Origin of the sequence: Sinomonas halotolerans, from assembly GCF_039615075.1 — a bacterium.
Classification (GTDB): domain Bacteria; phylum Actinomycetota; class Actinomycetes; order Actinomycetales; family Micrococcaceae; genus Sinomonas; species Sinomonas halotolerans.
The window spans coordinates 97,584-122,679 of record NZ_JBDFRB010000009.1; the positions used below are offsets into that span (position 1 = coordinate 97,584).

Sequence of the window (25,096 nt, forward strand, 5' to 3'; positions counted from 1 at the left end):
GGGCGAGACGTGGCCACGCGAGTAGCGAGAAGTGGCCGCGCGATAGGCGAGAAGTGGCCACGCGAGGGGCGGGACGTGGCCACGCGAGGGGCGGGACGTGGCCACGCGAGGGGCGGGACGTGGCCACGCGAGGGGCGGGACGTGGCCACGCGAGGAGTAGGCGCCGCGGGCTCTCAGGCGAGCCGCGCCACGCTCCCCACGAAGTGCCGCCGCCCCGACTTGCCGTTCCAGCCCACGAAGTCGCTGCGCTCCCACGCCCCGTCCCCGTCCACCGTGTCGGTGATGTTCACCGACACCGAGGCGGGCAGGAAGACGGGCGCCTCGAAGACGATCTCCCACACGAAGGAGTCGCCCTTCGCGGAGCCCACCTCGGAGAGCACCCGCGAGGCCGAGTACATGCCATGCGCGATCGACCGCCGCATGCCGAGCGCCTTCGCTGAGAGCACCGAGAGGTGGATGGGATTGAAGTCGCCCGAGACGCCCGCGTACTCGCGCCCGATGTCCACCCCGAGCCGCCACAGCGCCGTCGGCTGCGGGGGCCGGAAGTCCTCGCGCGGCGCCGGCGCGCCGGGCTTGTCGATCCCGGCCAGGAAGGTGCCCTTCGCGAGGTACGTCGAGACCCCCCGCCACACGGGCTCCCCACCCTGGGCCCGCCGCACCTCGGCGACCACCTCGACCTGGGTGCCGGCCCGGTGCCCGGACAGGTTCTCGGCCCACGCGGCGATCGCGAGCTCGTCCGCGTGCGTCACGGGCTCGCGGTACTCGACCCGGTTGCGCAGGTGGACCATGCCGAGCAGCGGCAGCGGGAAGTCCTCGCGCGCCATGACGCTCATCGCCACGGGGAACGCGAGCGTGTGCAGGTAGCCGGCCGGCACCACGTCCCGCACGGGCTCGCGCAGGAGGTGCTGGTACGCGGTGAGCCTGGCCAGGTCCGGGCGCACGACGCCGACCCGGTGCCTCGCGTCCGGCAGTCGCCGTGCGCCGTCCCTGCGCGAGATGAGCAGGCGGGCGGCTTCCGCGGCGGCGCCCGCGTAGAGCTTTGCGAGGCTCGGGACCTCGGCGAGCTCGACCGTCTCGTGAGGCCCGGAGGCCCGGGTCGCCTCCGGCAGGCGGCCGCTCATCACTGCCCCACCATGTTCTGCCCGCACACCCGCAGCACGTTCCCGGAGATGCCGCCGGCGGCGTCCGAGGCCAGGAACGCGATGGCCTCCGCGACGTCCACCGGCTGGCCGCCCTGCTGGAGCGAGTTCAGCCGGCGCGCCACTTCCCGGGTGGCGAACGGGATCCGCGCAGTCATCTCGGTCTCGATGAATCCGGGGGCCACGGCGTTGGCGGTCCCGCCCGTCGCGGCGAGCCGGGCCGCCGTCGAGCGGACCATGCCCACGACCCCGGCCTTGGACGCCGCGTAGTTCGTCTGCCCTCGGTTGCCCGCGATCCCCGAGGTGGAGGCCACCGAGACGATCCGGAATCCCTCGCCGAGCCTGCCGGAGGCCAGCAGGGCCTCGTTGATCCTCAGCTGGGAGGCGATGTTCACGGCAATGACCGAGTCCCACTTGGCCGCGTCCATGTTGGCCAGGAGCTTGTCCCGCGTGATGCCCGCGTTGTGCACGAGGATGTCCAGGCCCCCGTGGCGGTGCAGGGCGTGTTCGAGGATCCGCTCCCCCGCCTCGGGCTTCGTGATGTCCAGCTGGAGCGCCGTCCCGCGGACCTCGTTGACCACCTTCGCGAGCGCGTCCCCGGCTGCTGGCACGTCGACGCCGACCACGGTGGCGCCGTCGCGGGCGAGGGTGCGCGCGATCGCGGCGCCGATCCCGCGCGCCGCGCCCGTGACCACCGCGACCTTGCCCGCGAGCGGCCTGTCCCAGCTGGCGCCCATGACCTCTCCAGGCAGCGCACCGTCCGCAGGCAGCCCGCCCTTCGCGGTGCCGACGGTGAGGAACTGGCCGTCCACGAACGCCGAACGGCCCGAGAGCAGGAAGCGCAGTGCCCCGAGGGCGCTCGGCGCATCCGCGGGCACGCCCTCCGCGAGGAGGATCCCGTTCCCGGTCGCACCGCTGCGCAGCTCCTTCGCGAGGGAGCGGAGGATGCCCTCCACGCCCGCCCGGGCAGCAGCGAGCGCAGGTCCGTCCTGGGTCGAGGACCTGCGCGAGACCGTCACGACGCGCCCGCTCGGGGCGAGTGAGCGCAGCGCCTTCCCCGCCGTCAGGACCGGGGCCGAGAGGTCCTCCGGCCGCTCGATCCCGTCGAGGGCCAGGACGATCGCGCCGAGCCTGCCGCCCGTGGTGGGCCTAGCGCCTCCGGTGGGCGCGGTGGAAGGCGAGATGGACGACGACGGCGAGTCCCCGCCGTCGTGCGCCTCACCGGACGCGCGGCGCACCTCGATGTCCCAGCCCTTGAGTGCGGTCTCGAGGGCATCAGCGGCTTGGCCCGTGCCAATGATGAGGACGGGTCCGGGCGTCAACGGCGCGCCGGGCTCGTAGCGGCGAAGGGCCACCGGCTGCGGGAGCCCGAGCCTCTTCGCGAGGTCGCGGCCCCAGCCGCGGGAGACGAACTCTGTGTACTTGTCAGCCATGCCTGCTCCCCCTTCCCGCTCAGCGTCCCTCGAGGACGGCAGCCACGCCGAGTCCGCCCGCCGCGCACACCGAGATGAGGCCGCGCGCGGGCCGCCCGAGGTCCCCGGCCTGGGTGCGCTCGTGGAGCTGCTTGGCGAGGGTCGCGACGATGCGGCCGCCGGTCGCGGCGAAGGGGTGCCCGGCGGCGAGCGAGGACCCGTTGACGTTCAGCTTGGCGCGGTCCACCTTGCCGAACGCGCCGTCGAGCCCAAGGCGCTCGCGCCCGAACTCCTCGTCCTCCCATGCGCCGAGTGCGGCGAGGACGGTGCCGGCGAACGCCTCGTGGATCTCGAAGTAGTCGATGTCCTCGAGGGTCAGCCCCAGCCGGCCCAGCAGGCGCGGGACGGCGAAGACCGGGGCCATGAGCAGGCCGTCCTTGCCGTGCACGAAGTCCACGGCCGCGGCCTCCCCGTCCACGACCTCGGCGAGGACCGGGAGGTCCCGCTGGGCGGCCCAGTCCTCGGAGGCCAGGAGCACGGCGGCGGCGCCGTCGGTGAGCGGGGTGGAATTGCCGGCGGTCATCGTGGCCTCGGCGCCCAGGTGGCGCCCGAACACCGGGGCGAGCTTGGCCAGCTTCTCGGCGGACGTGTCGGGGCGGAGGTTCGAATCCCTCGCGAGGCCGCGGTAGGGGGTGACGAGATCGTCGAAGAACCCGCGCTCGTAGGCGGCGGCGAGGTTGCGGTGGGAGGCGAGGGCGAGCTCGTCCTGGGCCTCCCGCGTGATGCCCCACTGCTTGGTGGTGAGGGCCTGGTGCTCGCCCATCGACAGGCCCGTGCGGGGCTCCCCGGTGCCGGGGGCGCTCGGGGCGAGGTCCTTGGGCCGGATCTTCGCGACGGCCTTGAGCCGCTGCTGGAGCGTCTTGGCGCGGTGGAGCTCGAGGACGGCGCGGCGCAGGCCCTCGCTCACCACGATGGGCGCATCCGAGGCGGAGTCGACGCCGCCGGCGATCGCGGAGTCGATGCGGCCCAGCCGGATCTTGTCTGCGAGCCCGAGGACCGCCTCGAGGCCTGTGGCGCAGGCCTGCTGGAGGTCATAGGCGGGGGTCTCAGGGCTCAGGGCCGAGCCGAGCACGGCCTCCCGCGCCAGGTTGAAGTCCCGCGTGTGCTTGAGGACGGCCCCTGCTGCGACCTCGCCGATGCGCTCGTCCTGGAGGCCGAAGCGGGCCACGAGGCCGTCCAGTGCGGCGGTGAGCATGTCCAGGTTGCTCGTGTCGGTGTACGCGCCGTTGGCGCGGGCGAACGGGATGCGGTTGCCGCCGACGACGACGGCCTTGCGGGTGGTGGGCATTTGCTTCCTCCGGGTGTGACCTGAGTTACCGATACCTAGCGTACCTGATACGCTGGGTATCGTGAACCGCCTCACACCGGAGAATCCCAGCCCCCCGCCTCCCGTGGACGGCCGCGCCTCGCGCTGGGCGAACCACCGGGAAGAACGGCGTGCCGAGCTCATCCGCGCCGCGCGCCGCGCAGTGCACCGGCTCGGCCCCGACGTCCCCATGGAGGAGATCGCCGCCGCCGCAGGCACCTCGAAGTCGGTCTTCTACCGGTATTTCCGGGACAAGGCCGGGCTCCAGACCGCGATGGGCGAGCTGGTCCTCGCACAGATGCAGGCGCGCATCGCCGAGGCGGCCGCCTCCGCGGATGCGCCCTACGAGGGACTGCGCGCCATGGTCAGTGCCTACCTGGGCATGGCCGTCCGCTCGCCCCACGTGTACGAGTTCGTGACCCGGGTCCCCGCGACCGCGGGCACCGTGCCGGACGGCCCCGGCGCCTCTGGGGGCATCGGCCCGGCCGCTGGCCCCTCGGAGGCCTTCGGGAGCTTCTTCGAGGCGGTCACCGAACTGATCGAAGCGCCCATGCGCCGCCATCTCGACCCCGCCAACCGCGTCACGCTCGACTGCTGGCCGACTGCGGCCATCGGCCTCGTCCGTGCCGCGGGCGAGCGCTGGCTTGCCACGCCGGCCGGCGAGCGCGCGAGCCTCGAGACCATGTCCCAGACCATCGCCGACTGGCTCTTCACCGGCATCGCAGCCCAGGCTGCCGTGCCCGCCGGGGACCCCGCCGTCGGCCACCACACCTGATTCGAGGAGCACCATGACCGCCAACCCCGCCGATTCCCTGCCCGAGAGCCCCGAGGCCGACTTCCCCGACGCCGAGCAGTCGCCCCAGGTGGACGTCGCGGCGCTCGGCGAGATGCTGCTGGGCAGATGGGCCGACGCGCGGCGCAAGGCCCGCGAGGTCGCCGCGATGCCGGCGCTGCACAAGGTGGAGGGCCTCACCCATACCGAGCACCGCGAGCGCGTGTTCGGCCAGCTCAAAGTCCTCGTCGACGAGGGGGCCGTGCACCGCGCCTTCCCGCAGGAGTTCGGGGGGCAGGACGACCACGGGGCGAACATCGCCGGCTTCGAGGAGCTCGTCACGGCGGACCCGTCGCTGCAGATCAAGGCCGGCGTCCAATGGGGCCTCTTCGGCGCCGCCGTGCTGCACCTCGGCACCGAGGAGCACCACCGCGCGTGGCTCCCGGCGATCATGAGCCTCGAGGTGCCGGGCGCGTTCGCGATGACGGAGATCGGCCACGGCTCGGATGTCGCGAGCATCGCCACCACCGCTGCCTACGACCCCGAGGCGCAGGAGTTCGTCATCAACACCCCGTTCCGTGCGGCGTGGAAGGACTACCTCGGCAACGCCGCGAAGGACGGGCTCGCCGCCGTCGTGTTCGCGCAGCTGATCGTCAAGGGCGTCAACCACGGTGTCCACGCGTTCTACGTGCCGATCCGAGACCCCCAGACCAAGGAGTGCCTGCCCGGGATCCGGAGCGAAGACGACGGGATCAAGGGCGGCCTCAACGGGATCGACAACGGCAGGCTCGCGTTCGAGGACGTCCGTGTGCCCCGCACGAACCTGCTCGACCGCTACGGGCACGTCTCCGAGGACGGGACGTACACCTCCCCGATCGCGAGCCCGGGGCGCCGGTTCTTCACGATGCTCGGCACGCTCGTGCAGGGCCGCGTCTCCCTCGACGGCGCGGCGGTTGCGGCGTCCAAGCTCGCCCTCACCGCAGCCGTGCGGTACGCGGCGGAGCGGCGCCAGTTCAACGCGTCCTCCCCCACCGAGGAAGAGGTCCTCCTCGACTACCAGCGCCACCAGCGCCGGCTCCTCCCCCTCATCGCCGCGACCTACGCGATGGGATTCGCCCACGAGGAGCTGCTCGCGAAGTTCGACGGCGTGTTCTCCGGTGCGCAGGACACGGACGAGGACCGCCAGGACCTCGAGACCTTCGCCGCCGCGCTCAAGCCCCTCTCCACGTGGCACGCGCTCGAGACGCTCCAGGAGTGCCGCGAGGCGTGCGGCGGCTCCGGGTTCATGATCGAGAACCGGTTCGCGTCCCTCCGCGCCGACCTGGACATCTACGTCACTTTCGAGGGCGACAACAACGTGCTCCTCCAGCTGGTGGCCAAGCGGCTCCTCAACGACTACGCGAAGGAGTTCCGCACGATGAGCGTGGGTGCGCTCGCGAAGTTCGCGCTCGGCCAGGCGCGCGGCATGGCGTACAAGACCGGGCTCGGGGCAGTGGGCCAGTTCATCGCCGACTCGGGGCGGGCCCAGCGCTCCGCCCTCGCACTGCGCCACCCGGACACGCAGCGCCTGCTGCTCGCCGAGCGGGTCCAGACCATGGTCGCCCAGGCGGCGCAGGCCCTGCAGGGGGCGCACCGGCTTCCCCAGGCCGAGGCGGCCGCGCGCTTCAATGCCCATCAGGACGAGCTCATCGAGGCGGCTCGCGCCCACGCCGAGCTCCTCCAGTGGGAGGCCTTCACCGAGGCCCTCGAGGAGGTCCGCGACCCGGGGACCCGCCAGGTCCTCACATGGCTGCGGGACCTGTTCGGCCTCACGCTCATCGAGAAGCACCTCGCGTGGCACCTCATGAACGGGCGTCTGAGCATGCAGCGGGGGCGCACCATAGGCGAGTACATCAACCGCCTTCTCGCCAAGCTGCGCCCCCACGCGATCGACCTCGTCGACGCATTCGGGTACCGCGATGAGCACCTGCGCGCGACCATCGCCACAGGCATCGAGGGCCGCCGCCAGGCCGAGGCCGCCGAGTACTACCGCGAGCTGCGGGCCTCGGGCCGGGCGCCTGTCTCGGAGAAGGCCCTGTCGAAGAAGTAGGCCGGCCAGGAAGTCGGAGCCGGGCCGCCCTTCACCCGGCGCCGCAGCCAGGTCTAGCCTGAAGACGGACCCGGCCACCGGGGCCGGGCCGTCTGGCGAGGAGGAACCCAATGGGCGAAGGATGGGGCCGAAGGGGCCCGTGGGACATGCCCGAGCACCTGCGGCGCTTCGGAGTTCCCGAGCCGCTGCGCCGCTTCGTGGAGGGCGACTGGGAGACCGGGTGGATGCGCGTCGAGGAGTTCCGCGACGGGGAGACCCTCGTCGTCCGGGTCGACGCACCCGGCATCGACCCCGAGAACGACGTCGAGGTGACGGTCCAGGAGGGAACACTCAGCATCCGGACCGAGCGCCGGGAGAGCCCCGAGGACAGCCTCAAGGACGGGTACCGCAGCGAGTTCCGCTATGGCCAGTTCTCACGGACCGTCGAGCTGCCGCGCGGCGCCCGCAGCGAGGACGTGAAGGCCTCCTACCGGGACGGCGTGCTCGAGGTCCGCGTCCCGATCGCCCCCGAGGCGGGGCCGGAACCCACGCGCGTCACGGTCAACCGCAGCTGACAGCGCCAGGCCCCGCACGGCGGGCACGACGACGGCGACGTCCCACCGCGGCGGGAGGTCGCCGTCGTCGTGCCTTGCCTAGAGGACGCTCCGGTACACGTCCAGCGTCGTGTCCGCGATGCTCTCCCACGAGAAGTGCTGCTCGGCGCGGGTGCGGCCCGCCTCGCCCATCTGCCGCGCACGGGCCGGGTCCGAGACCACCTCGGTGAGGGCGGCGGCGAAGTCGGTGACGAACTTCTCCGGGTCCAACGGCGTGCCGGTGCCGTCGGTGACCTGCTCGATCGGGACGAGGAGCCCCGTGGTGCCGTGGTCCACGACCTCGGGGATGCCGCCCGTGGCCGTCGCGACGACGGCGGCCCCGCACGCCATCGCCTCGAGGTTCACGATGCCGAGGGGCTCGTAGATGCTCGGGCACGCGAACGCGGTGGCATGCGAGAGGACCTGGATGAGCTCGTCCCGCGGGAGCATGCGCTCGATCAGCACCACGCCCTCCCGCTCGGCGCGGAGCCCGTCGATGAGCTCAGCCGTCTCCGCCGCGAGCTCGGGCGTGTCCGCCGCGCCGAGGCACAGGACGAGCTGGACGTCCGCGGGAAGCTTCGCCGCAGCGCGCAGGAGGTAGGGGACGCCCTTCTGCCGCGTGTTGCGGCCCACGAAGACCACCGAGGGCTTCTCGGGGTCGATCCCGAGCCCTCGGATATGGTCCGTCGACTCGTCGCGGGACCAGCGGGACACATCGATCCCGTTGTGGACCACCTGGACCTTCGCTGGGTCCACGTCCGGGTAGCAGCGCAGGATGTCCTCGCGCATGCCGTTCGACACGGCGATGATGGCGTCCGCGGCCTCGTACGCCGTCTTCTCGACCCACGAGGAGACCCGGTAGCCTCCAGCGAGCTGCTCGGCCTTCCACGGGCGCAGGGGCTCGAGGCTGTGCGCGCTCACCACGTGCGGGATGCCGTGGAGGAGCTTCGCAAGGTGGCCGGCCATGTTGGCGTACCACGTGTGCGAGTGCACGAGATCGGCCCCCGCCACGTCCGGGACGATCCCGAGGTCTACCCCGAGCGTCTGGATCGCGGCGTTCGCGCCCGCGAGGTGCTCGGGCACGGGATACGAGGACACCCGGGCGCCGTCCACCACCGGTTCGCGCTCGGCGCCGAACGCGTGCACGTGCAGATCGACCCTGCGGGCCAGGACCCGGCTCAGCTCTGCCACGTGCACGCCTGCCCCGCCGTAGATCTCCGGGGGGAATTCCTTGGTCACAATGTCGATTCGCACGGCTTCAACGTAGTCGGTGATTGCAGCGTGATCTAGTGTGAAGACGTCCGGGCCCCGCAGCCGCGGGACGCGGGTTACACGAGCATGAACGAGAAATGACGGGGGTTGCACCGTGGCGCCGAAGAAAGTCCTGGCGATTGTGCTGGCCGGTGGCGAGGGGAAGCGGCTCATGCCCCTCACCGCGGACAGGGCGAAGCCCGCTGTTCCATTCGCCGGCGGCTACCGGCTCATCGATTTCGCACTCTCCAACCTGGTCAACTCCGGGTACCGGCACATCGTTGTGCTGACCCAGTACAAGTCCCACAGCCTCGACCGGCACATCTCCGAGACGTGGCGGCTCTCCACGCTCCTGCAGAACTACGTGGCATCGGTGCCCGCCCAGCAGCGAGTCGGCAAGAGCTGGTTCCTCGGCAGCGCCAACGCCATCTACCAGTCGCTCAACCTCATCCACGACGACCAGCCCGACATCGTCGTCGTGGTCGGCGCGGACCACGTGTACCGCATGGACTTCGACCAGATGGTCGAGGCGCACATTGCCTCGGGCGCGAAGGCCACCGTCGCCGCCGTGCGCCAGCCGCTCAGCATGGCCAACCAGTTCGGCGTCATCGAGACCGACGACGCCGACCCGGGCCGGATCGGCGCGTTCGTCGAGAAGCCAGCGAGCACGCCCGGACTCCCTGACGACCCCGACTCGTTCCTCGCCTCCATGGGCAACTACGTGTTCGACGCCGATGCGCTCGTCGAGGCTCTCCGGAGGGATGCCGAGCGGCTGGACACGAAGCACGACATGGGCGGAGACATCATCCCCGACTTCGTCGAGCGCGGCGAGGCCGGCGTCTACGACTTCACGAAGAACGAGATCCCCGGCGCCACCGAGCGGGACCGCACGTACTGGCGGGACGTGGGCACGCTCGACTCGTTCTACGACGCCCACATGGACCTCATCTCCCCGCTGCCCGTCTTCAACCTCTACAACTCGCAGTGGCCCATCTTCACCCGCCAGAGCGTCTCCCCGCCGGCGAAGTTCGTCCGCGGCGAGGGCGGGACCGTCGGCAGCGCCCTGGACTCCATCGTCGCGAGCGGCGTCGTGGTGAGCGGCGGGATCGTCGAGGGGTCCGTGCTCTCCCACGACGTGCGCGTCGACAGCACCGCGCGGGTCATGGACTCGGTGCTCATGGACTCGGTCGTGGTCGGCGCCGGCGCAATCATCCACCGCGCCATCCTGGACAAGAACGTGGTGGTCCCGCTGGGGACCACCATCGGCGTGGACCACAAGCTGGACCGGGCGCGCGGGTTCACGGTCACCGAGTCCGGCATCACGGTGCTCGCGAAGGGCCAGGAGGTCCCGGAGCCCGACGCCGACGAGCGTCGCCTTGCCGCGGCGTGGGCCGCGAAGATCCCGGCCGCGCTCGACGCCGCTGCAGCCGAGGTTCCCGAGGCCGTCGAGCTGCTCCAGGAGTCCCTCGCCACGGGCGCCGCGCGGGTCGCGGCCGAGGGGGACACGCCGTCGTCCGAATCCAGGACCGCGCCGCCCTCCGCGACGGACAGCGCCAGGGCGGACGGGGCGGCGCGGGGCGGAGCCACCACGGACGACCCGGCACGCGAGGACCGTCAGGCAGCCGACCGCTGAGCCACGGGCGGGGGCAGCCTGCGCCGCCCCTGCCCCGGCAGATTCCGGGGCAGCGCGCGCCGTGCCGCCCCCGGTAGAATGGGAGGCCATGAGCTCCCCCGACCTTCCCGCCGAACTCAGCCCTGAGGAAATCCAGGCCGCCCTCAAGGTCCTCGGCACCATCCACACGTACGACGAGGAGCACCCCGACTACGTCGCGGTGCGGCGCGCCACCGGCAAGATGTTCAAGGCCCACCGGCGGTTCACGCGCACCCAGAAGCGGGACGCGGTCTCCGCGGCAGACAAGGCCGTCATCGCGCAGACCGCCACCGCGGCGCCGGACCGGATCGACGACGAGACGAAGGGCAACAAGCTCAAGCCCTCCACGACCGGGAAGGTCGCCGGGCACCTGATCCGCTCGCGCCCGTGCTACATCTGCAAGCAGCACTACACCCAGGTCGACGCGTTCTACCACCAGCTCTGCCCCGAGTGCGCCGCGATGAGCCACGCCAAGCGGGATGCCCGCACCGACCTCACGGGGCGGCGGGCCCTTCTCACGGGCGGGCGGGCCAAGATCGGCATGTACATCGCGCTGCGGCTCCTGCGGGACGGCGCCCACACCACCATCACCACCCGGTTCCCCAGGGACGCGGCGCGGCGGTTCGCGGCGATGGAGGACTCGGCCGAATGGCTCGACCGGCTCACGATCGTGGGGATCGACCTGCGCGACCCGTCCCAGGTCATCGCGCTCACGGACGCCCTCGACGCCGAGGGTCCGCTCGACATCATCATCAACAACGCAGCGCAGACGGTACGGCGGTCAGGCAACGCCTACAAGCCGCTCGTCGACGCGGAGGACGAGCCGCTGCCCGCCGAGCTGCTCTCCGGCCAGGGCGGGCCGAAGCTGCTCACGTTCGGCCACGCGCATGACAAGCACCCGCTCTCGATCGCTGGCTCGGTGACCGAGCACCCCGTCCTCGCGGGCGACGCAGTGACCGCGCTTGCGCTCTCGACCGGCTCTGCCTCGCTCGAGCGGATCGAGGCCGGGACCGCGATCGACGCCGGCGGGCTCGTCCCCGACCTCGCGACCATCAATTCCTGGACGCAGGTCGTGGACCAGGTGGACCCGCTCGAGATGCTCGAGGTGCAGCTGTGCAACGTCACGGCTCCCTTCCTGCTCGTGAGCCGGCTGCGTGCCGCCATGCGGCGTTCGACGGCGCGGCGCAAGTACGTGGTCAACGTCTCCGCGATGGAGGGGCAGTTCGGGCGCAAGTACAAGGGCGCCGGGCACCCGCACACAAACATGGCCAAGGCGTCGCTGAACATGATGACGCGGACGAGCGCCGGGGAGATGTTCGAGACCGACCGGATCCTCATGACCGCGGTCGACACGGGATGGATCACGGACGAGCGGCCCCATTACACGAAGGTGCGCCTCGCTGACGAGGGCTTCCATGCGCCGCTCGACCTCGTGGACGGTGCCGCGCGCGTGTACGACCCGATCGTCATGGGTGAGGCCGGGACCGACCAGTACGGGGTGTTCCTCAAGGACTACAAGCCCTCCCCCTGGTGACCTGACGCCCGCCACTTGGTGCGGGGTCCCGTCCCGCCTGATACGGGGTCCCGTCCGGCCTGATATGGGGTCCCGTCCCCTCCCATACGGGGTCCCGTCCCCTCCCATACAGGGTCCCGTCCTATGCTGCCCGTCGTTGGATCATGAGCGCCCGCAGCTCCCTGCGGGGTCGTGCGAAGTCGTCCACCAGGTCTGCCGCGGTCACCCTGATCGTCGCCCAGCCCCGCCGGCCGAATCGCGCATCCCGCCAGTCATCCTTCAGGGCCTGCTCAGGACTCGCGTGGTGCTCGCCCTCATACTGAAGGGCGATGCGGAGGTCCCGATATCCCTGATCTGCGCTCGGCGAACAAGGATCATCCGGGTCGAGGACGATCTGCAGCTCGGGCTCGGGGAAGCCATGGGCTATGAGACTCAGCCGCAGCAGGGTCTCGGGCACAGAGTCCGAACCAACGCGCATGTCGGCAAGAGCGTCCTTGCAGCGTCCGACCCCTTTGACCTTCCGGTGAGAACGGAGCAGCTCCAGCAGCTGGCCCTTTGTTGCGTATGGCTCCGAACGTGCTTCGAACTCAGGACGGGGAATGCGGATGAGCTGGTCGCCGAGAGCAATGAGCGCCGCGGGCGAGAGTTCTCTCGCAAGATCCAACCATGTCCGGGCCGGGCTGGACAGCCTGCGTCCCTCGGACACAACGACTTCGCCAGGCAGGATCCGGACGCGATGTCCCACGACATCCGGCCTCCGAACCCGTGGAAGGTGGGTCGGCTTGCTGAGGTGGACTTTCGAGTGCTCATCGACCCACGGTGGGAGCCAGAAGCCGTACAAATGGGCTGCCGTGCGGTGTGAGCCCCAAGCGTCCGGCTGGATGCTCAGGTGAGTCCCGAGACGCTGGCCGAGGTCGAGCCCGGAGGTGTCGACCGGCTCGTAGATGCCCCGGCTGGTCTGCCGGACATCCTCGAGCCGCAGCTGGCGGACGTCGATGCCGAGCGCCCTCGCCTCTTCCGATGTGAAGCTCCGCTGCAGGAGGAGCTGCCGATCCGATCCATCTGACATGGGCCCATGGTGGCACGAACCGCCGGATCGCTTCCGAAGTTATCCACAGGCGGGGGACGGGACCCCACAACGCATGGGACGCGACCCCACAACCAACGGGACGGGACCCCATAACCGACGGGACGGGACCCCACAGCGGGGGCGGGTCAGGCGAGGCGCGTGGTCTCCACCGAGACCTCCAGGTGCGAGCCGCCTCCGCCCGAGAGGATCCCCTTCAGCGGCGGCACATCCCGGTAGTCCCGCCCGCGCGCCACGGTCACGTGGAAGTCGCCGGCCGGCTTGTGGTTGGTCGGATCCCAGCTGCGCCATTCGCCGTCCCACCACTCGAGCCACGCGTGGGACTGCCCGGCAACGGCCTCCCCGATGGCCGCCGAGGACCGCGGGTGGAGGTAGCCGGAGATGTACCTGGCAGGGATCCCGAGGCTGCGCAGCGAACCGATCGCGAGGTGTGCGAGGTCCTGGCACACGCCCTCGCGCTGCTTCCAGGCCTGCTCCGCGTTCGTGGTGACCGCTGTGCTCCCCGGCACGTACCGCATCTCGCTGCGCATCCACTCGAACACGGCATGGGCGGCGGCGTTCGGGTCCAGCCCATCGGCGATCTTCGGGACGAGGCCCAGCACCTCCGGACCGGGGCCGGACAGGCGGGACTGCGGGAGCCAGTCGCTGAACTGGTCCTCGACCTCGGGGCTGCGCAGCGCTTCCCACGGGACGATCTCGCCCTCGGCAGGCACCCGCTCGACTCGGTGGACCTCGACCGTCGTGGTCGAGACGACCTCGAGGAACTCGTGCGGGATCTGCATGTCGAAAGCGGTGACCCGCGTGCCCCAGTAGTCCTTGTAGGAGCTCACGGCGGCCTGTGACGGGGAGACCCGCACGTGCGATTCGAGCACCACCTGCTGGGGCTCGGTCAGCGGGGTCATGCGCGCCTCGTTGTAGCTGAGCGTGACCCGGCGGTTGTACCGGTACGCGGTACGGTGGACGATTCCCAGACGGGTCATGACACCTCTCCGACCCAGGCCTCTTCGTCGGCCTGATTGAAGTACTTGCGGGAGATCGCGTCGGAGGCCTGGGCCACGGCCTTCTGCACGCGCTCCATGTGCTCGGGCAGCTCGACCATGAGGTCGTCCGTCCGGTGGAACTCGAGGAACGTGCGCGCCTGCCCGACGATCCGCCGCGCGTCGTTGATGAACCCCACGCGCTGGTCCGAGGGATCGAGCTTCTCGAGCGCCCGGTCCGCATCGCGGAGGGCGTAGACGATCGAGCGGGGGAAGAGCCGGTCCATGAGGAGGAACTCGGCCGCGTGCCGGTCGTCGAACGCCGCCCGCCGCGTGCGCAGGAAGGACTCGTAGGCCCCCGCGCAGCGCAGCATGTTGACCCAGGACATCCCGGCCGTGTGCACCTCGCGCGTCGAGAGCATGCGCGCGGTCATGTCCGCCCGCTCGAGCGAGCGGCCGAGGACCATGAACTGCCAGCCCTCGTCGTGGCTCATGGTCGTGTCGGCGTGGCCGCGGACCATCGCGGTCCGCTCGAGGACCCAGTTGCAGAAGCGGTACGTGCCCACCACGTCCCTGCGGTGCTGGCCCAGGCCGTAGTACGTGGTGTTGAGGCACTCCCACAGGCTCGAGGACACGGTCTCCCGCGCCCGTCTGGCATTCTCGCGGGCGGCGGCGAGGGACCCTGCGATGCTGGTCGCGTGGGAGCGATCGTACGCGAGCGCGTGGAGGAGGTCGTTGAGGCCGAACTCGTCCTTGTCAGGACGGGAGCCCATGACGCCGAGGAGCTCCTGGGCGACCTCGTGCTGCTCCTCGGGCGGGATGTGGTTGAGCCGCTCGAGGTGCACGTCGAGGATCCTCGCGGTCCCGTCGGCGCGCTCGACGTAGCGGCCGATCCAGAACAGGGATTCAGCGATGCGGCTGAGCATCTCGGCCTCCTCGGGAAGTGTGGTCGGGGTAGGGCGGACGACGGCGGGATCCCGCCACGGCGGGCACGCTCACTGCTGCTGCTCTGTCTGCTCGGCCTGGCGGTCCCGCCAGCTGCTCTCGACCGGCCAGACGCTCGTGCGCTCCCGGATGCTGATGGAGTGCCGCGGCTCCGCCTCGATCGGGACGTCCGAGGACTGGGCGAGCACCCACGTGTCCTTCGAGCCGCCCCCCTGGCTCGAGTTGACGATGAGCGAGCCCTCCTTGAGCGCAACGCGCGTGAGTCCGCCGGGGAGCACCCAGACGTTCTCGCCGTCGTTCACCGCGAAGGGGCGCAGGTCCACGTGGCGGGGGCCGAACCGATCCCCGGAGAGCGTGGGGACGGTCGAGAGCTGGAGGACGGGCTGGGCGATCCACCCGCGCGGATCGGCGAGCACGCGGCCGCGCAGCGTCTCGAGCTCCTCGTGCGTGGCGTCCGGCCCGATCACGAGTCCCTTGCCGCCGGAGCCGTCCACGGGCTTGACGACGAGCTCGTCGAGCCGGTCCATGACCTCCTCGCGCGCATCGGGCTCCTCGAGCCTGAACGTGTCGACGTTGGCGATGATCGGCTCTTCGCCGAGGTAGTAGCGGATGAGGTCCGGCACGTACGAGTAGACGAGCTTGTCGTCGGCGACCCCGTTGCCCACTGCGTTCGCGATCGTGACCCCTCCGGCGCGCGCGGCGTTGACCAGCCCCGGGCATCCCAGCATCGAGTCCGACCGGAACTGGAGCGGGTCGAGGAAGTCGTCGTCGATCCGCTTGTAGATCACGTCCACGCGCTGCTCGCCCGCGGTGGTGCGCATGTAGACGCGGTTGCCGCGGCAGATGAGGTCGCGGCCCTCGACGAGTTCGACGCCCATGAGGCCGGCCAGGAGCGTGTGCTCGAAGTAGGCGGAGTTGAACACGCCGGGGGTGAGGACGACGACGGTCGGGTCGTCCACGCCGGCCGGCGCGGTCTTGCGCAGTGCTGAGAGGAGCCGGCGCGGGTACTCCTCGACGGGGCGGATGGGCTGCTGGCTGAACGCTTCGGGCAGGCCCTTGGCCATGGCCCGCCGGTTCTCGAGGACGTAGCTGACCCCCGAGGGGACGCGGACGTTGTCCTCGAGCACACGGAATGTGCCGGCGGAGTCGCGCACGACGTCGATCCCGGAGATGTGCACCCGGACTCCCCCGGCGGGCTCGAATCCGTGGACCTGGCGGTGGAAGTGCTGGCTCGTCGTGACGAGCCGGCGCGGGATGACACCGTCGGCCACGACCGCCATGCGGCCGTAGACGTCGTTGAGGAAGGCCTCGAGGGCGCGCACGCGCTGCGCGACGCCCCGCTCGAGGACGTCCCACTCCGCGGCCGGGATGATGCGGGGCACGATGTCGAGCGGGAAAGGCCGCTCCTCCCCCGCGTAGTCGAACGTGACTCCGCGGTCGAGGAACGTGCGCGCCATGGAGTCCGCCCGTGAGCTCACGTCCGTGAGGCTCAGCCCCTCGAGGGCGCCCGCGAGCTGGCGGTAGCTCGGGCGCGCTGACTGGTCCGGGGCGAACATCTCGTCGTAGGCGCCGGTGCGGGCGGCGGCCACGGAGTAGTCCTCGAAGAGATCCGACATAGGGGACAGCTTTTCACCTCTTGCCCGATCGCGCACAACGGGCCGCGCCCGGACCGCCAGCACTGCCGGCCCGGCATGGTTGAATGGCGCACGTGCCGACAGTGAACCAGAACACGCCCAATCTGACGCGCGACGAGGCTGCTGAGCGGGGCAGGCTCGTCGAGGTGGAGTCGTACCACGTGGCTCTGGACCTCCGCGGGGCCGAGGACCCCAGCGCGACCTCCTTCCGCTCGTCCTCCGTCATCGAGTTCACGGCCACGCCCGGCGCCGCCACCTGGGTCGACTTCCTCGGGGAAGCGGTCATGGAGGTGCGGCTCAATGGCCGGATCCTCGATGAGGCCATGGTCCATGACGGAGCACGGATCCGCCTCGCGGGCCTCGCGGAGCGCAACCGCGTCGAGATCACTGCCCGTGCGCTCTACAGCACTTCGGGCGAGGGGCTGCACCGCTTCACCGATCCTGCGGACGGGCGCACCTACCTGTACACCCAGTGCGAGCCGGCGGACGCGCGCCGCTTCTTCCCGTGCTTCGAACAGCCGGACCTCAAGGCCCGCATCTCCTTCACGGTCCTCGCGCCTCAGGGGTGGCACGTGAGCGCCAACGGCGCTGCCGTCTCGGAGGACCCGGTCTCGACCGAAGACGGCCTTCCGGCCGGGGTCCGCTGGGAGTTCGCGCCGACCCCTCCGATGTCCTCGTACCTCGCCGCTGTCATCGCCGGGCCCTACCACCGTGTGGTGGACGCGTGGACCTCGCCCGACGGCGGCCGCTCCGTCCCGCTCGCGGCGTACTGCCGCGCGTCGCTCGCCGAGCACTTCGACGCCGAGCGGATCTTCGCCCTCACCAAGGCGGGCCTGGACTTCTTCGACCGGACCTTCGGGGAGGCGGGCGGCGGCGTCGCCTACCCGTGGGGCAAGTACGAGCAGACGTTCGTGCCCGAGTACAACCTCGGGGCGATGGAGAATCCGGGCCTCGTGACCTTCACGGAGCAGTACGTGTTCACCTCCCGCGCGGCGGACAGCCAGTACGAGGGCCGCGCCAACACGCTCATGCACGAGATGGCGCACATGTGGTTCGGGGACCTCGTGACGATGCGCTGGTGGGACGACCTCTGGCTCAAGGAGTCATTCGCCGACTTCATGGGGACGTTCGCCGTGGACCGGGCCACGGACTGGAACACGGCGTGGGTCAACTTCGCGAACCGCCGCAAGGCGTGGGCCTACCTGCAGGACCAGCTCCCCACGACCCACCCGGTGATCGCGGACATCGCCGACCTCGAGGCAGCCGAGCAGAACTTCGACGGCATCACCTATGCGAAGGGCGCCTCGGTCCTCAAGCAGCTGGTCGCCTACGTTGGCGAGGAGGCCTTCTTCGCCGCCGCCCGGGAGTACTTCCGGGACAACGCCTACGGCAACGCGGCCCTGGCGGACCTGCTGCGCGCGCTCGAGGCCGCCCAAGAGCCCGGCCAGCGCCGCGATCTCGGGGCGTGGGCCGCGGCCTGGCTCTGCACGTCCGGGCTCAGCGTGCTCGAGCCCGTCGTGGAGTCGGAGGGCGGCCGGCTCACCCGCGTGGCCGTCCGGCAGACGGCGGTGGACCCGGTGACGGGACGCGCGGCCCTGCGCCCGCACCGGCTCCGGGTGGGCCTGTTCTCGCACGACGGCGACGGCCGGCTCGTGCGCACGGCCTCGGCCGATGTGGAGGTGGACGGAGAGCTCACGGAGGTGCCCGGGCTGGCCGGCAGGGCGGCCCCCGAGCTCGTGCTCGTCAACGACGAGGACCTCACGTACGCCAAGGTGCGGCTCGATACCGCCTCGGAGCGCACGGTCCGGGAGGGTCTGGGGGACATCGCGGACCCGCTCGCGCGGGCACTCTGCTGGACGGCGCTGTGGCACGCCGCGCGGGACGGGGAGACACCCGCGGAACGGTACGTGGACGCCGTCGAGCGCTTCGCCACGGCCGAGACGACCGTGGGCGTCCAGCTCGCCGTGCTGGACAACGCCCGCACCGCGATCGAGCGCTACACGCACGGCGAGGCGCGGGCCAGCCTGCGCTCGCGGTACCTCGCCGCGGTCGTGCGCGAACTGCGTGCCGCCGCGCCCGGCTCGGACCAGCAGCTCGCGTGGGCGCGCGCGCTCGCGGCGGGGAGCCGCTACGGCGGCGGCCAGCTCGGGCTAGTGCGCGGCCTGCTCGAAGGGACGGAGACCGTGCGGGGGCTCGCGGTGGACCAGGACCTGCGGTGGTCGCTGCTCCAGGCCCTCGCCGCGCAGGGCCAGGCAGACGCGGCGGAGCTCGACGCCGAGCTGGGGCGGGACCGCACGGCGAAGGGGCGCGTGGGCCACACCGTGGCACTGGCCGCCCGGCCCCGGGCCGAGGCCAAGCGTGCAGCCTGGGAGTCGGCCGTGGGCGACGAGTCCCTCTCGAACGAGCTGCTCGGCGCCACCGTGGAAGGGTTCATGTGCGGCCTCGAGGCCCTCCGCCAGCCGTACACCGAGCGCTATTTCGCCCTCCTGAGGGACGTGTGGTCTGAGCGCTCCCAGGAGCTCGCGACCCGGATCGTCACCGGGCTCTACCCCGCGGACGCCACCCTCGCGTGGGACCAGGCGCCGGAGGAGAACCCGGTGCTCGTGCGCACCGACGAATGGCTCGCGGACAACGCCGACGTCCCCGCTGCCCTGCGCCGCCTCGTCGTCGAGGCCCGCGACCACCTGCACCGGGCGCTACGCGCCCAGGACCGTTCGCGGGCAGGCTAGGCCGCGCCGGTCACGCGAGTCCGAGCACCGCGAACGCGGCCGCGACGCCAGCCCCCGCCGGCGGGGGCACCACATGGTCGGCGAGGGCCAGGAGTTGCGGCCCGGCGCCGTCGACGGCGACGGCGGTACCCGCGTAGGCGAGCATCTCGAGGTCGTTCGCGCCGTCGCCGATCGCGACCGTGTCGGCGGCGCTCAGCCCGAGATGGCGCACGACGGCCTCGACGCCGACGGCCTTCGTGATGTGCCCGAGGTACAGCTCGCCGGCGTGGCGGCCCTCGTCCGCGATCGAGTTCTCGACGACGGCGACTCCCCCGCCGATCTCCGCAGCCGCCACGGCGACGGGGACGGGGCACTCGAAGACCGAGACCTTCGCGAACGCGACGCCGTGCAGGTTCCGGGGTGTCTCGAGCGCGCCGAGGATCGCTGCCGAGCCGTCCACGCCCCGTGCGTCGGCCGGGCGGAAGTGGGCGCGCACGATCTCCGTGAGGCGCGGCAGCGCGGACTCGGGGGCGTACAGGGCCTCCTGCGCCTCGAGCACGTACACAGCGCGGTGCGCCTCGAGGACCTCGACGGTGCGCGAGCCCAGCGTCGCCGGGAAGCGGCGGTCGCAGACGACGTCGACGCCGACCCTCACGTACGCTCCGGCGCTCGCCACGACGCCGTCGAAGCCCGCCGCGAGGATGCTCTCCGGCAGCATCGACACGGGGCGCCCGGTGCACAGGAACACGCGGTGGCCGGCCTCCCGGGCGGCGCGCACGGCCTGCACGTGCTCCTCGGGGACCAGGCCGCGGTCCGCGTACGTGCCGTCGACGTCGATGAAGACGGCGCGCGGCCCCGGGCGCGCGGGGGCGCTGGCTTGCGCGGACGCGCGGAGTGGGAGGTCCTGGGGCTGGCTGTCCGTCGTCATGGTCTCGGATCCTACGGGACGCGGTGCGTCCAGGCGCGCGTGGCGAACTTCGCCCCCGCGAGCTCCCGCGCGGTGTCGAGGGAGTCCGCGGAGAGCTCGACCCGCCGGGCGCTGTAGCGGGCCGCGAACGTGTCCAGGAGGGCGTCGATGATCTGCCCGCGCGCGAGGCCGGTCTGCCGCTTGAGCGGGTCGACGCGCTTGACGGCGCTCGCGATGCCCTTGTCCGAGATCTTCTCCCTGCCGATCCGCAGGACCTCGGTCATCTTCACCGCGTCGATGTCATAGCTCATGGTCACGTGGTGGAGCATGCCGCCGTTGGCAAGCCGCTTCTGGGCGGCGCCGCCGATCTTCCCGGCGTCCGTCGCGATGTCGTTGAGCGGCTTGTAGAACGCCTCCACGCCGATCGAGGTGAGGGCCTCCATGACCCACGCGTCGAGGAAGGGGTACGAGTCCGCGTACGAGAGGCCGTCCACGAGCGAGGCGGGGAGGTAGAGCGAGTACGTGATGCAGTTGCCCGCCTCCATGAACATCGCGCCGCCGCCCGAGATGCGCCGCACCACGGTCACGCCGTGGCGCACGGCCCCGTCCTGATCCACCTCGTTGCGGTACGACTGGAAGCTGCCGATGACCACCGAGCGCTCGTCCCAGTCCCACAGGCGGAGGGTCGGGTTGCGCCGGCCGTCCCCCACCTCACGTGTGAGGACCTCGTCCAGTGCCACCTGCTCCGTGATCGGCAGCCTGCTCGGCCCGATCACCTCCCACTCGTGGTCCGCCCACGTCGTCGCATGCCCCAGTGCGCGCCGCACCGCGACGGCAACGGCATCGGCGCTGAACCCGAAGAGGACGGCGGTGGGCCCGACGGCGTCCGCCACCGCCGCGCTGATCGTCGCGTTCGGCGCGTCCACGGCGAGGCCGACGAGGGCCGCGTTGATGTCCTCGAGCGCCTCGTCCGGCTCAAGGAAGAAGTCGCCGCTGACGCTCGCCGCGACGATCCCGTGCCCGTCCGTCCTCAGGTCGGCGACCACGAGCTTGCCGCCGGGGACCTTGTACTCGCCGTGATGCTCAGCCACGCGACCAGCGTAGTCCGGCCCGGGCTCCCAGAGCCCGGAAAGCGCAGAAGGCGCCGCCCCGGAACGGGACGGCGCCTTCGTGGCGACGGGGCTGGGTCAGCCCTTCTTGCCGAAGTTCTTGAAGCGCGCGTTGAAGCGCTCGACGCGGCCGGCCGAGTCCATGATGCGCTGCTTGCCCGTGTAGAACGGGTGCGACTCCGAGGAGATCTCGACGTCGATGACGGGGTACGTGTTGCCATCCTCCCACTCGATGGTCTTGTCGGAGGAGACCGTGGAGCGGGTGAGGAACTTGGTACCGGAGGCGAGGTCGTTGAACACGACAGCCTCGTACTTCGGGTGGATCTCAGACTTCACAATGGGACCTTTCTGATGCCTCTGGATTTTGCCAGGGGCAGGTGTGAATCCCCCGATCGGGGGCCAGCAGTCAATGCTACCAGTTCAGCGCGGTCGGCAGTTCAGCGCTAGTCAGTTCAGCGCGGCCGCAGCTCCCAGAAGACCACCGCGCTCGCGGCCGCGACGTTGAGCGAGTCGACGCCGGCGCGCATCGGGATCTTCACGGCGAGGTCGACGGCGGCAAGCGTCTCGGGGGCGATGCCCGCGCCCTCCGTGCCCAGCACGAGGGCGAGGCGGTCGATCCCCCTCGCGCGCTCGCCCAGCTCGTCGAGGCCGATCGAGTTCGTCCCAAGCTAGTCACCACGGGGGACGCGGCCGGCAGGTGAAGTCGTCTCGTCTGTCGGATCGGAAGCGGCGAATGAGGGATCCTTGAATGCGGACACGCCCAAACCGAAGGACAGCCCGGTCGCCCTCAATGAAGAGGACGGATGGTCTGGGATGCGTAGCCGAGGCCTCGACGTCGAGCCCAACATGTACAGCTGCCAACCTCATCATGCGAATTGGTCTGATCACTCCAAGTTGAGTGTTCCATCGTGGAAGGCCTTGAGCGTGTACTTGGCACTGGACGCATGCAGGCCTGGTTCGCTGGCCAGCTGCTCAAGCGCCGCCACTCCGATCTCCGGATTCCAGTAAAGGCAGGCGGTTGAGGCCAGCAGCCTGACTCCCTGAGAGTCGTGGGAGAGCAGGCCTTCCATGCCGCTTCGGCCTTCAGGTGAACGACGCAATTCCTTGTCCATGAGGTCGAGTTGGCTGAACAGTCTGTTGGCCTTCCTCGCGTTGTGACCTATGAGGTCTCCCCAAAGCTTCGCCTTCTCTTCGAATTCATTCAGTAGTGCGAGTGTTTCCATCTCTTCGTATCTCATTCACAAGATTCCTTGCTCGATCTTCCTCGTTATATCCATTCCGAAGTTGTATTGATCCGCGAAGGACTGCCCGCTGAGCCAGTCCCGCACCCTCAGTGAATCGCCCCGGGTTTAGTGGAGGGTGAGTTCTCCCAGCGCCGGCTGACGCTGGGGGTTGATCTCACGGTAGTACTGGTTCTCCTTCTCGGTGGGTGTGAGGTATCCGATCGAGGAGTGCAGCCGGTTCTCGTTGAACCAGTGCACCCAGGACAGGGTGGCCAGTTCCAGATCGTCGGCGCTGCGGAACGGACCGTCGATCTTCACGCATTCGGCCTTGTACAGGCCCACGACGGTCTCGGCCAGTGCGTTGTCGTAGCTGTCGCCGACCGTCCCGATCGATGCGACCGCGCCGACCTGCGCGAGCCGCTCGGTGTAGCGCAGGGCGGTGTACTGCGACCCCGCATCGGAGTGCTGGATGACGCCGGTGACGTCCTCACCGGCCCGATCGCGGACCCAGAGCGCCATCTCCAGCGCGTCCAGGGGCAGGTCGGTCGGCATCCGGTCCATGGTCCGCCATCCGACGATCCGGCGGGAGAACACGTCCGTGACGAACGCGGTGAACGCCATCCCCGACCACGTCGGCACATACGTGAAGTCGACCACCCAGAGCTCGTTGGGCCGCTCGGCGTGGAACTCGCGCTTGACGTGATCCGGTGCCCGGGTGGCGATGTCGTCAGGGCGGGTGGTGACGAACTGCCGGCCCCGGCGAACACCGCGCAGACCCTGCTGGCGCATGAGGCGTTCGACGGTGCAGCGGGCGACGGGGATGCCCTCGCGGTGCAGCAGCCGCCAGACCTTCCGGGCGCCGCTGAGCCCGCGCCCGAGGCGACGGTCCCAGAACACCCGCTCGATCTGCACCGCCAGCTCCGCGTCGGAGACCGCCCTGGCCGAAGCAGGCCGCTTCTTGAACGCGTAGTAACCGGACGGTGCGATCGGCATGCCGTGCTCGGTGAGCACGCGGCAGATCGGCTCGACCCCGAACCGGCCACGATGGTCGTCGATGAACTTGACTACCACGGCAGTCGCGGGTCGAGCTCCCGCGCGAAGAAACTCGACGCGGCGAGGAGGATTTCGTTCGCCCGCTTGAGCTCGCGGTTCTCCGCCTCGAGCGCCTTGATGCGCTGCGCATCGTTCGTCGTGGTACCGGGGCGTTCGCCTGCGTCGATCGCGGCCTGCTTGCACCAGCCCCGCAGCGTGTCCGGGTTCACCCCGACACGCTGCCCGATCCTGACCACCGCCGCATTCAGCGACAGCTCCGGATCCTCCTTCCGCGCCTCGCCCACAAGGCGCAAGGCACGCTCCCGCAACTCCTGCGGATACTTCCTCGGTGCTGGCATGATCATCATCCTCTCGGGGAATCAGACCCTCCACCAATCCCGGGGCGATTCACCCTGCGGGAACGCCACTCGGGCGCATTGCGCTCAGCAGTCGAGCCGTTACGGAACTGACAGGTTAGATGAAGGCGGCCGGCATTTGATCTCTCGCCTCACCTGTGAGTTCCCGCGTCGCCGCTGACAACTATGTCGAGACGGGACGGCGGCGGGTCCTGACCTGAAGCCTTGTCCAGCGACCGAGCCGACGCGCTCACCGTGGTATGACGGCGCCAACGGAACCAACGCCCACTTCTCGGCCGTACCACAATTTGAACATGGCTCCAGGGATCGCAATCAACCTTGCTTCGTCCACTAAGAAGTGGAGTTTTACTGGAAGGTCATTAGCGCCAGGCAGAAGAGGCTCGCCATCTTCTGTTTCTATTACGACCCCGAACTGAGTTAGGATGTCATCCGTCTTGAACTCCAATAGCAAGGAGTGGGTTCCTGATGGCATGGGATTCAGGAGCCCTCCGTTCTCCGTGGGTCGAAGAGTGACAGTCCCGGACACCATATGGCCGGCCATTAGCGGATCAACCCATGACAGGACACATTGCAGATGTCAGGAAGTTGACTGTTGCGCAGGTACCACCCAGGGCCCTCGCCAACCGCATTAACAGCGTCAGCCTGCTGAAGTGTGCTGCGTGGAACTAGCCCGGAAGTTAGCGTGTAGGGACCGCCGATATTGTTGCTTGTGTACATCCTCGCCAAATTCTCCGCTTGGTCTTTTGTTGGGAAGAAGTATTTGCCCTCAAGCCCGGGTCCAGGCCGATATACCCCCGACTTTGCCACGTCCGCAGCTTCGTCTGGACCGACGGCGCGCCAGATCTGAATCAGATCATCTGAGCCCTTCGAAGTTGCGCCAATTACTTTTGCACCGCTCGCGGCGCCTTTGATGAGTCTGCCGCCGGGGATGATGGCGGCGGTGGATATGAGTGCTTCGGCGACGGCGTCGCCGCAGGAGCCTTTGCCGGTGTTGCAGGTGTTGTAGGCCTGGATGGCCTTGGTGCCGGCGTGGACGGCGCCGGCGGCGACCGAGATGCCGCCCAGTGCGGCGGCCACGGGGGCGCCGATGCCGGTGACGGCTGCGGCGAGGGCGAGTACGCCGGCGACGTCGGAGACGATGCCGCTGACTTGTTGGATCCCGCCGAGGAGCTCGTCCCAGGAGAAGAGGCCGGTGATGTCGAGGTAGCGGAGCGGGTTCGCGGAGGCGTAGGTGTAGGCGCCGGAGAGGGATGTGCTGGCGGCGGGGTCGGTGCTGAGGAACATGCCCGCGCCCGGGTCGTACTGGCGTGCGCGCAGGTGGGTCAGGCCGGT

General features: G+C 70.3%; 19 protein-coding genes, 2 pseudogenes and 1 other annotated feature. Of the genes and pseudogenes, 6 read left to right on the forward strand and 15 right to left on the reverse strand.

Annotated elements, in window-relative coordinates:
• Positions 1–173: 173 nt before the first annotated feature.
• Genes ABCQ75_RS11390 through ABCQ75_RS11400 form a run of 3 tightly spaced genes read right to left on the reverse strand, consistent with a single transcriptional unit; the run spans position 174 to position 3,899 of the window.
• A complete protein-coding gene (locus ABCQ75_RS11390; RefSeq protein ID WP_345885489.1) occupies positions 174–1,121 on the reverse strand; it encodes a MaoC family dehydratase in 948 nt (315 codons plus the stop codon).
• Positions 1,121–2,572 (reverse strand): 3-oxoacyl-ACP reductase, encoded by a 1,452-nt coding sequence (locus ABCQ75_RS11395; protein WP_345885490.1) that lies wholly within the window; start codon positions 2,570–2,572, stop codon positions 1,121–1,123. The genes ABCQ75_RS11390 and ABCQ75_RS11395 overlap by 1 nt, the downstream gene beginning before the upstream one ends.
• A gap of 19 nt (positions 2,573–2,591) precedes the next feature.
• Entirely contained in the window at positions 2,592–3,899 is a 1,308-nt protein-coding gene (locus ABCQ75_RS11400) for an acetyl-CoA C-acetyltransferase (RefSeq protein ID WP_345885491.1), read from the reverse strand.
• Between the two features lie 61 nt (positions 3,900–3,960).
• Between ABCQ75_RS11400 and ABCQ75_RS11405 the strand changes: the two genes are divergently transcribed.
• The 3 genes from ABCQ75_RS11405 to ABCQ75_RS11415 all read left to right on the forward strand — a co-directional run bounded on the left by ABCQ75_RS11405 (position 3,961) and on the right by ABCQ75_RS11415 (position 7,332).
• A complete protein-coding gene (locus ABCQ75_RS11405; RefSeq protein WP_345885492.1) occupies positions 3,961–4,692 on the forward strand; it encodes a TetR/AcrR family transcriptional regulator in 732 nt (243 codons plus the stop codon).
• A gap of 13 nt (positions 4,693–4,705) precedes the next feature.
• Positions 4,706–6,778, forward strand: a complete 2,073-nt coding sequence (locus ABCQ75_RS11410) for an acyl-CoA dehydrogenase family protein (protein WP_345885493.1) — start codon at positions 4,706–4,708, stop codon at positions 6,776–6,778.
• 146 nt (positions 6,779–6,924) lie between these two features.
• Positions 6,925–7,332, forward strand: a complete 408-nt coding sequence (locus ABCQ75_RS11415; protein ID WP_345885494.1) for an Hsp20/alpha crystallin family protein — start codon at positions 6,925–6,927, stop codon at positions 7,330–7,332.
• A gap of 78 nt (positions 7,333–7,410) precedes the next feature.
• Here the strand turns inward: ABCQ75_RS11415 and glgA are convergent, their stop codons facing one another.
• On the reverse strand, positions 7,411–8,604 hold the full coding sequence (gene glgA, locus ABCQ75_RS11420) for a glycogen synthase (protein WP_345885495.1): 1,194 nt from the start codon (positions 8,602–8,604) through the stop codon (positions 7,411–7,413).
• A 169-nt stretch (positions 8,605–8,773) separates the two neighbouring features.
• Between glgA and ABCQ75_RS11425 the strand changes: the two are divergent.
• Both ABCQ75_RS11425 and ABCQ75_RS11430 read left to right on the forward strand, forming a co-directional pair.
• Positions 8,774–9,965, forward strand: a pseudogene (locus ABCQ75_RS11425) (glucose-1-phosphate adenylyltransferase); the annotation flags it as partial.
• A 357-nt stretch (positions 9,966–10,322) separates the two neighbouring features.
• Positions 10,323–11,786: an SDR family NAD(P)-dependent oxidoreductase gene (locus ABCQ75_RS11430; RefSeq protein ID WP_345885496.1), complete on the forward strand. Its 1,464-nt coding sequence runs from the start codon at positions 10,323–10,325 to the stop codon at positions 11,784–11,786.
• Between the two features lie 121 nt (positions 11,787–11,907).
• Here the strand turns inward: ABCQ75_RS11430 and ABCQ75_RS11435 are convergent, their stop codons facing one another.
• From ABCQ75_RS11435 to ABCQ75_RS11450, 4 genes are all read right to left on the reverse strand, one after another.
• Positions 11,908–12,834, reverse strand: a complete 927-nt coding sequence (locus ABCQ75_RS11435; protein ID WP_345885497.1) for a hypothetical protein — start codon at positions 12,832–12,834, stop codon at positions 11,908–11,910.
• Between the two features lie 146 nt (positions 12,835–12,980).
• Positions 12,981–13,832, reverse strand: coding sequence for a transglutaminase family protein (locus ABCQ75_RS11440; protein ID WP_345885498.1), 852 nt, complete (start codon positions 13,830–13,832; stop codon positions 12,981–12,983).
• A complete protein-coding gene (locus ABCQ75_RS11445) occupies positions 13,829–14,755 on the reverse strand; it encodes an alpha-E domain-containing protein (RefSeq protein ID WP_345885499.1) in 927 nt (308 codons plus the stop codon). Before ABCQ75_RS11445 ends, ABCQ75_RS11440 begins: the two co-directional genes overlap by 4 nt.
• 69 nt (positions 14,756–14,824) lie before the next feature.
• Positions 14,825–16,390, reverse strand: coding sequence for a circularly permuted type 2 ATP-grasp protein (locus ABCQ75_RS11450; RefSeq protein WP_345885500.1), 1,566 nt, complete (start codon positions 16,388–16,390; stop codon positions 14,825–14,827).
• Between the two features lie 92 nt (positions 16,391–16,482).
• On the opposite strand from ABCQ75_RS11450, the gene pepN reads away from it, so the two are divergent.
• Positions 16,483–19,137: an aminopeptidase N gene (pepN, locus tag ABCQ75_RS11455; RefSeq protein ID WP_345885501.1), complete on the forward strand. Its 2,655-nt coding sequence runs from the start codon at positions 16,483–16,485 to the stop codon at positions 19,135–19,137.
• A gap of 10 nt (positions 19,138–19,147) precedes the next feature.
• On the opposite strand, the gene ABCQ75_RS11460 is transcribed toward pepN, so the two are convergent.
• The 7 genes and pseudogenes from ABCQ75_RS11460 to ABCQ75_RS11490 all read right to left on the reverse strand — a co-directional run.
• Positions 19,148–20,044, reverse strand: coding sequence for an HAD hydrolase family protein (locus tag ABCQ75_RS11460; protein WP_345885502.1), 897 nt, complete (start codon positions 20,042–20,044; stop codon positions 19,148–19,150).
• 11 nt (positions 20,045–20,055) lie between these two features.
• Entirely contained in the window at positions 20,056–21,114 is a 1,059-nt protein-coding gene (locus ABCQ75_RS11465) for a lipoate-protein ligase LplAB (RefSeq protein ID WP_345885503.1), read from the reverse strand.
• Between the two features lie 96 nt (positions 21,115–21,210).
• Positions 21,211–21,468: a type B 50S ribosomal protein L31 gene (locus ABCQ75_RS11470; RefSeq protein ID WP_345885504.1), complete on the reverse strand. Its 258-nt coding sequence runs from the start codon at positions 21,466–21,468 to the stop codon at positions 21,211–21,213.
• A 116-nt stretch (positions 21,469–21,584) separates the two neighbouring features.
• Positions 21,585–21,779, reverse strand: a pseudogene (locus tag ABCQ75_RS11475) (TrmH family RNA methyltransferase); the annotation flags it as partial.
• Between the two features lie 237 nt (positions 21,780–22,016).
• Positions 22,017–22,370 carry a hypothetical protein gene (locus ABCQ75_RS11480; protein ID WP_345885505.1) on the reverse strand — a complete coding sequence of 118 codons (354 nt, stop codon included), beginning with the start codon at positions 22,368–22,370 and terminating at the stop codon, positions 22,017–22,019.
• A 111-nt stretch (positions 22,371–22,481) separates the two neighbouring features.
• Positions 22,482–23,746, reverse strand: a protein-coding gene (locus ABCQ75_RS11485) for an IS3 family transposase (protein WP_345885050.1) whose coding sequence is annotated in 2 segments (ribosomal slippage) — positions 22,482–23,461 and positions 23,461–23,746 — 1,266 coding nt in all. Because the reading frame shifts where the segments join, the coding sequence is not laid out codon by codon here.
• Positions 23,334–23,461: a sequence feature (AL1L pseudoknot), on the reverse strand. (Overlaps the previous gene by 128 nt.)
• A 558-nt stretch (positions 23,747–24,304) precedes the next feature.
• Positions 24,305–25,096 (reverse strand): RHS repeat-associated core domain-containing protein (locus tag ABCQ75_RS11490; protein WP_345885506.1); only part of this gene is annotated, 792 nt, incomplete at its 5' end.

Excerpts from the sequence above, each read along its gene's own strand:
- ABCQ75_RS11390 (WP_345885489.1), bottom strand. The coding sequence starts at position 1,121 with ATGAGCGGCCGCCTGCCGGAGGCGACCCGGGCCTCCGGGCCTCACGAG.
- ABCQ75_RS11395 (WP_345885490.1), bottom strand. The coding sequence starts at position 2,572 with ATGGCTGACAAGTACACAGAGTTCGTCTCCCGCGGCTGGGGCCGCGAC.
- ABCQ75_RS11400 (WP_345885491.1), bottom strand. The coding sequence starts at position 3,899 with ATGCCCACCACCCGCAAGGCCGTCGTCGTCGGCGGCAACCGCATCCCG.
- ABCQ75_RS11410 (WP_345885493.1), top strand. The coding sequence starts at position 4,706 with ATGACCGCCAACCCCGCCGATTCCCTGCCCGAGAGCCCCGAGGCCGAC.
- ABCQ75_RS11415 (WP_345885494.1), top strand. The coding sequence starts at position 6,925 with ATGCCCGAGCACCTGCGGCGCTTCGGAGTTCCCGAGCCGCTGCGCCGC.
- ABCQ75_RS11430 (WP_345885496.1), top strand. The coding sequence starts at position 10,323 with ATGAGCTCCCCCGACCTTCCCGCCGAACTCAGCCCTGAGGAAATCCAG.
- ABCQ75_RS11435 (WP_345885497.1), bottom strand. The coding sequence starts at position 12,834 with ATGTCAGATGGATCGGATCGGCAGCTCCTCCTGCAGCGGAGCTTCACA.
- ABCQ75_RS11440 (WP_345885498.1), bottom strand. The coding sequence starts at position 13,832 with ATGACCCGTCTGGGAATCGTCCACCGTACCGCGTACCGGTACAACCGC.
- ABCQ75_RS11445 (WP_345885499.1), bottom strand. The coding sequence starts at position 14,755 with ATGCTCAGCCGCATCGCTGAATCCCTGTTCTGGATCGGCCGCTACGTC.
- ABCQ75_RS11450 (WP_345885500.1), bottom strand. The coding sequence starts at position 16,390 with ATGTCGGATCTCTTCGAGGACTACTCCGTGGCCGCCGCCCGCACCGGC.
- ABCQ75_RS11460 (WP_345885502.1), bottom strand. The coding sequence starts at position 20,044 with ATGACGACGGACAGCCAGCCCCAGGACCTCCCACTCCGCGCGTCCGCG.
- ABCQ75_RS11480 (WP_345885505.1), bottom strand. The coding sequence starts at position 22,370 with ATGAGATACGAAGAGATGGAAACACTCGCACTACTGAATGAATTCGAA.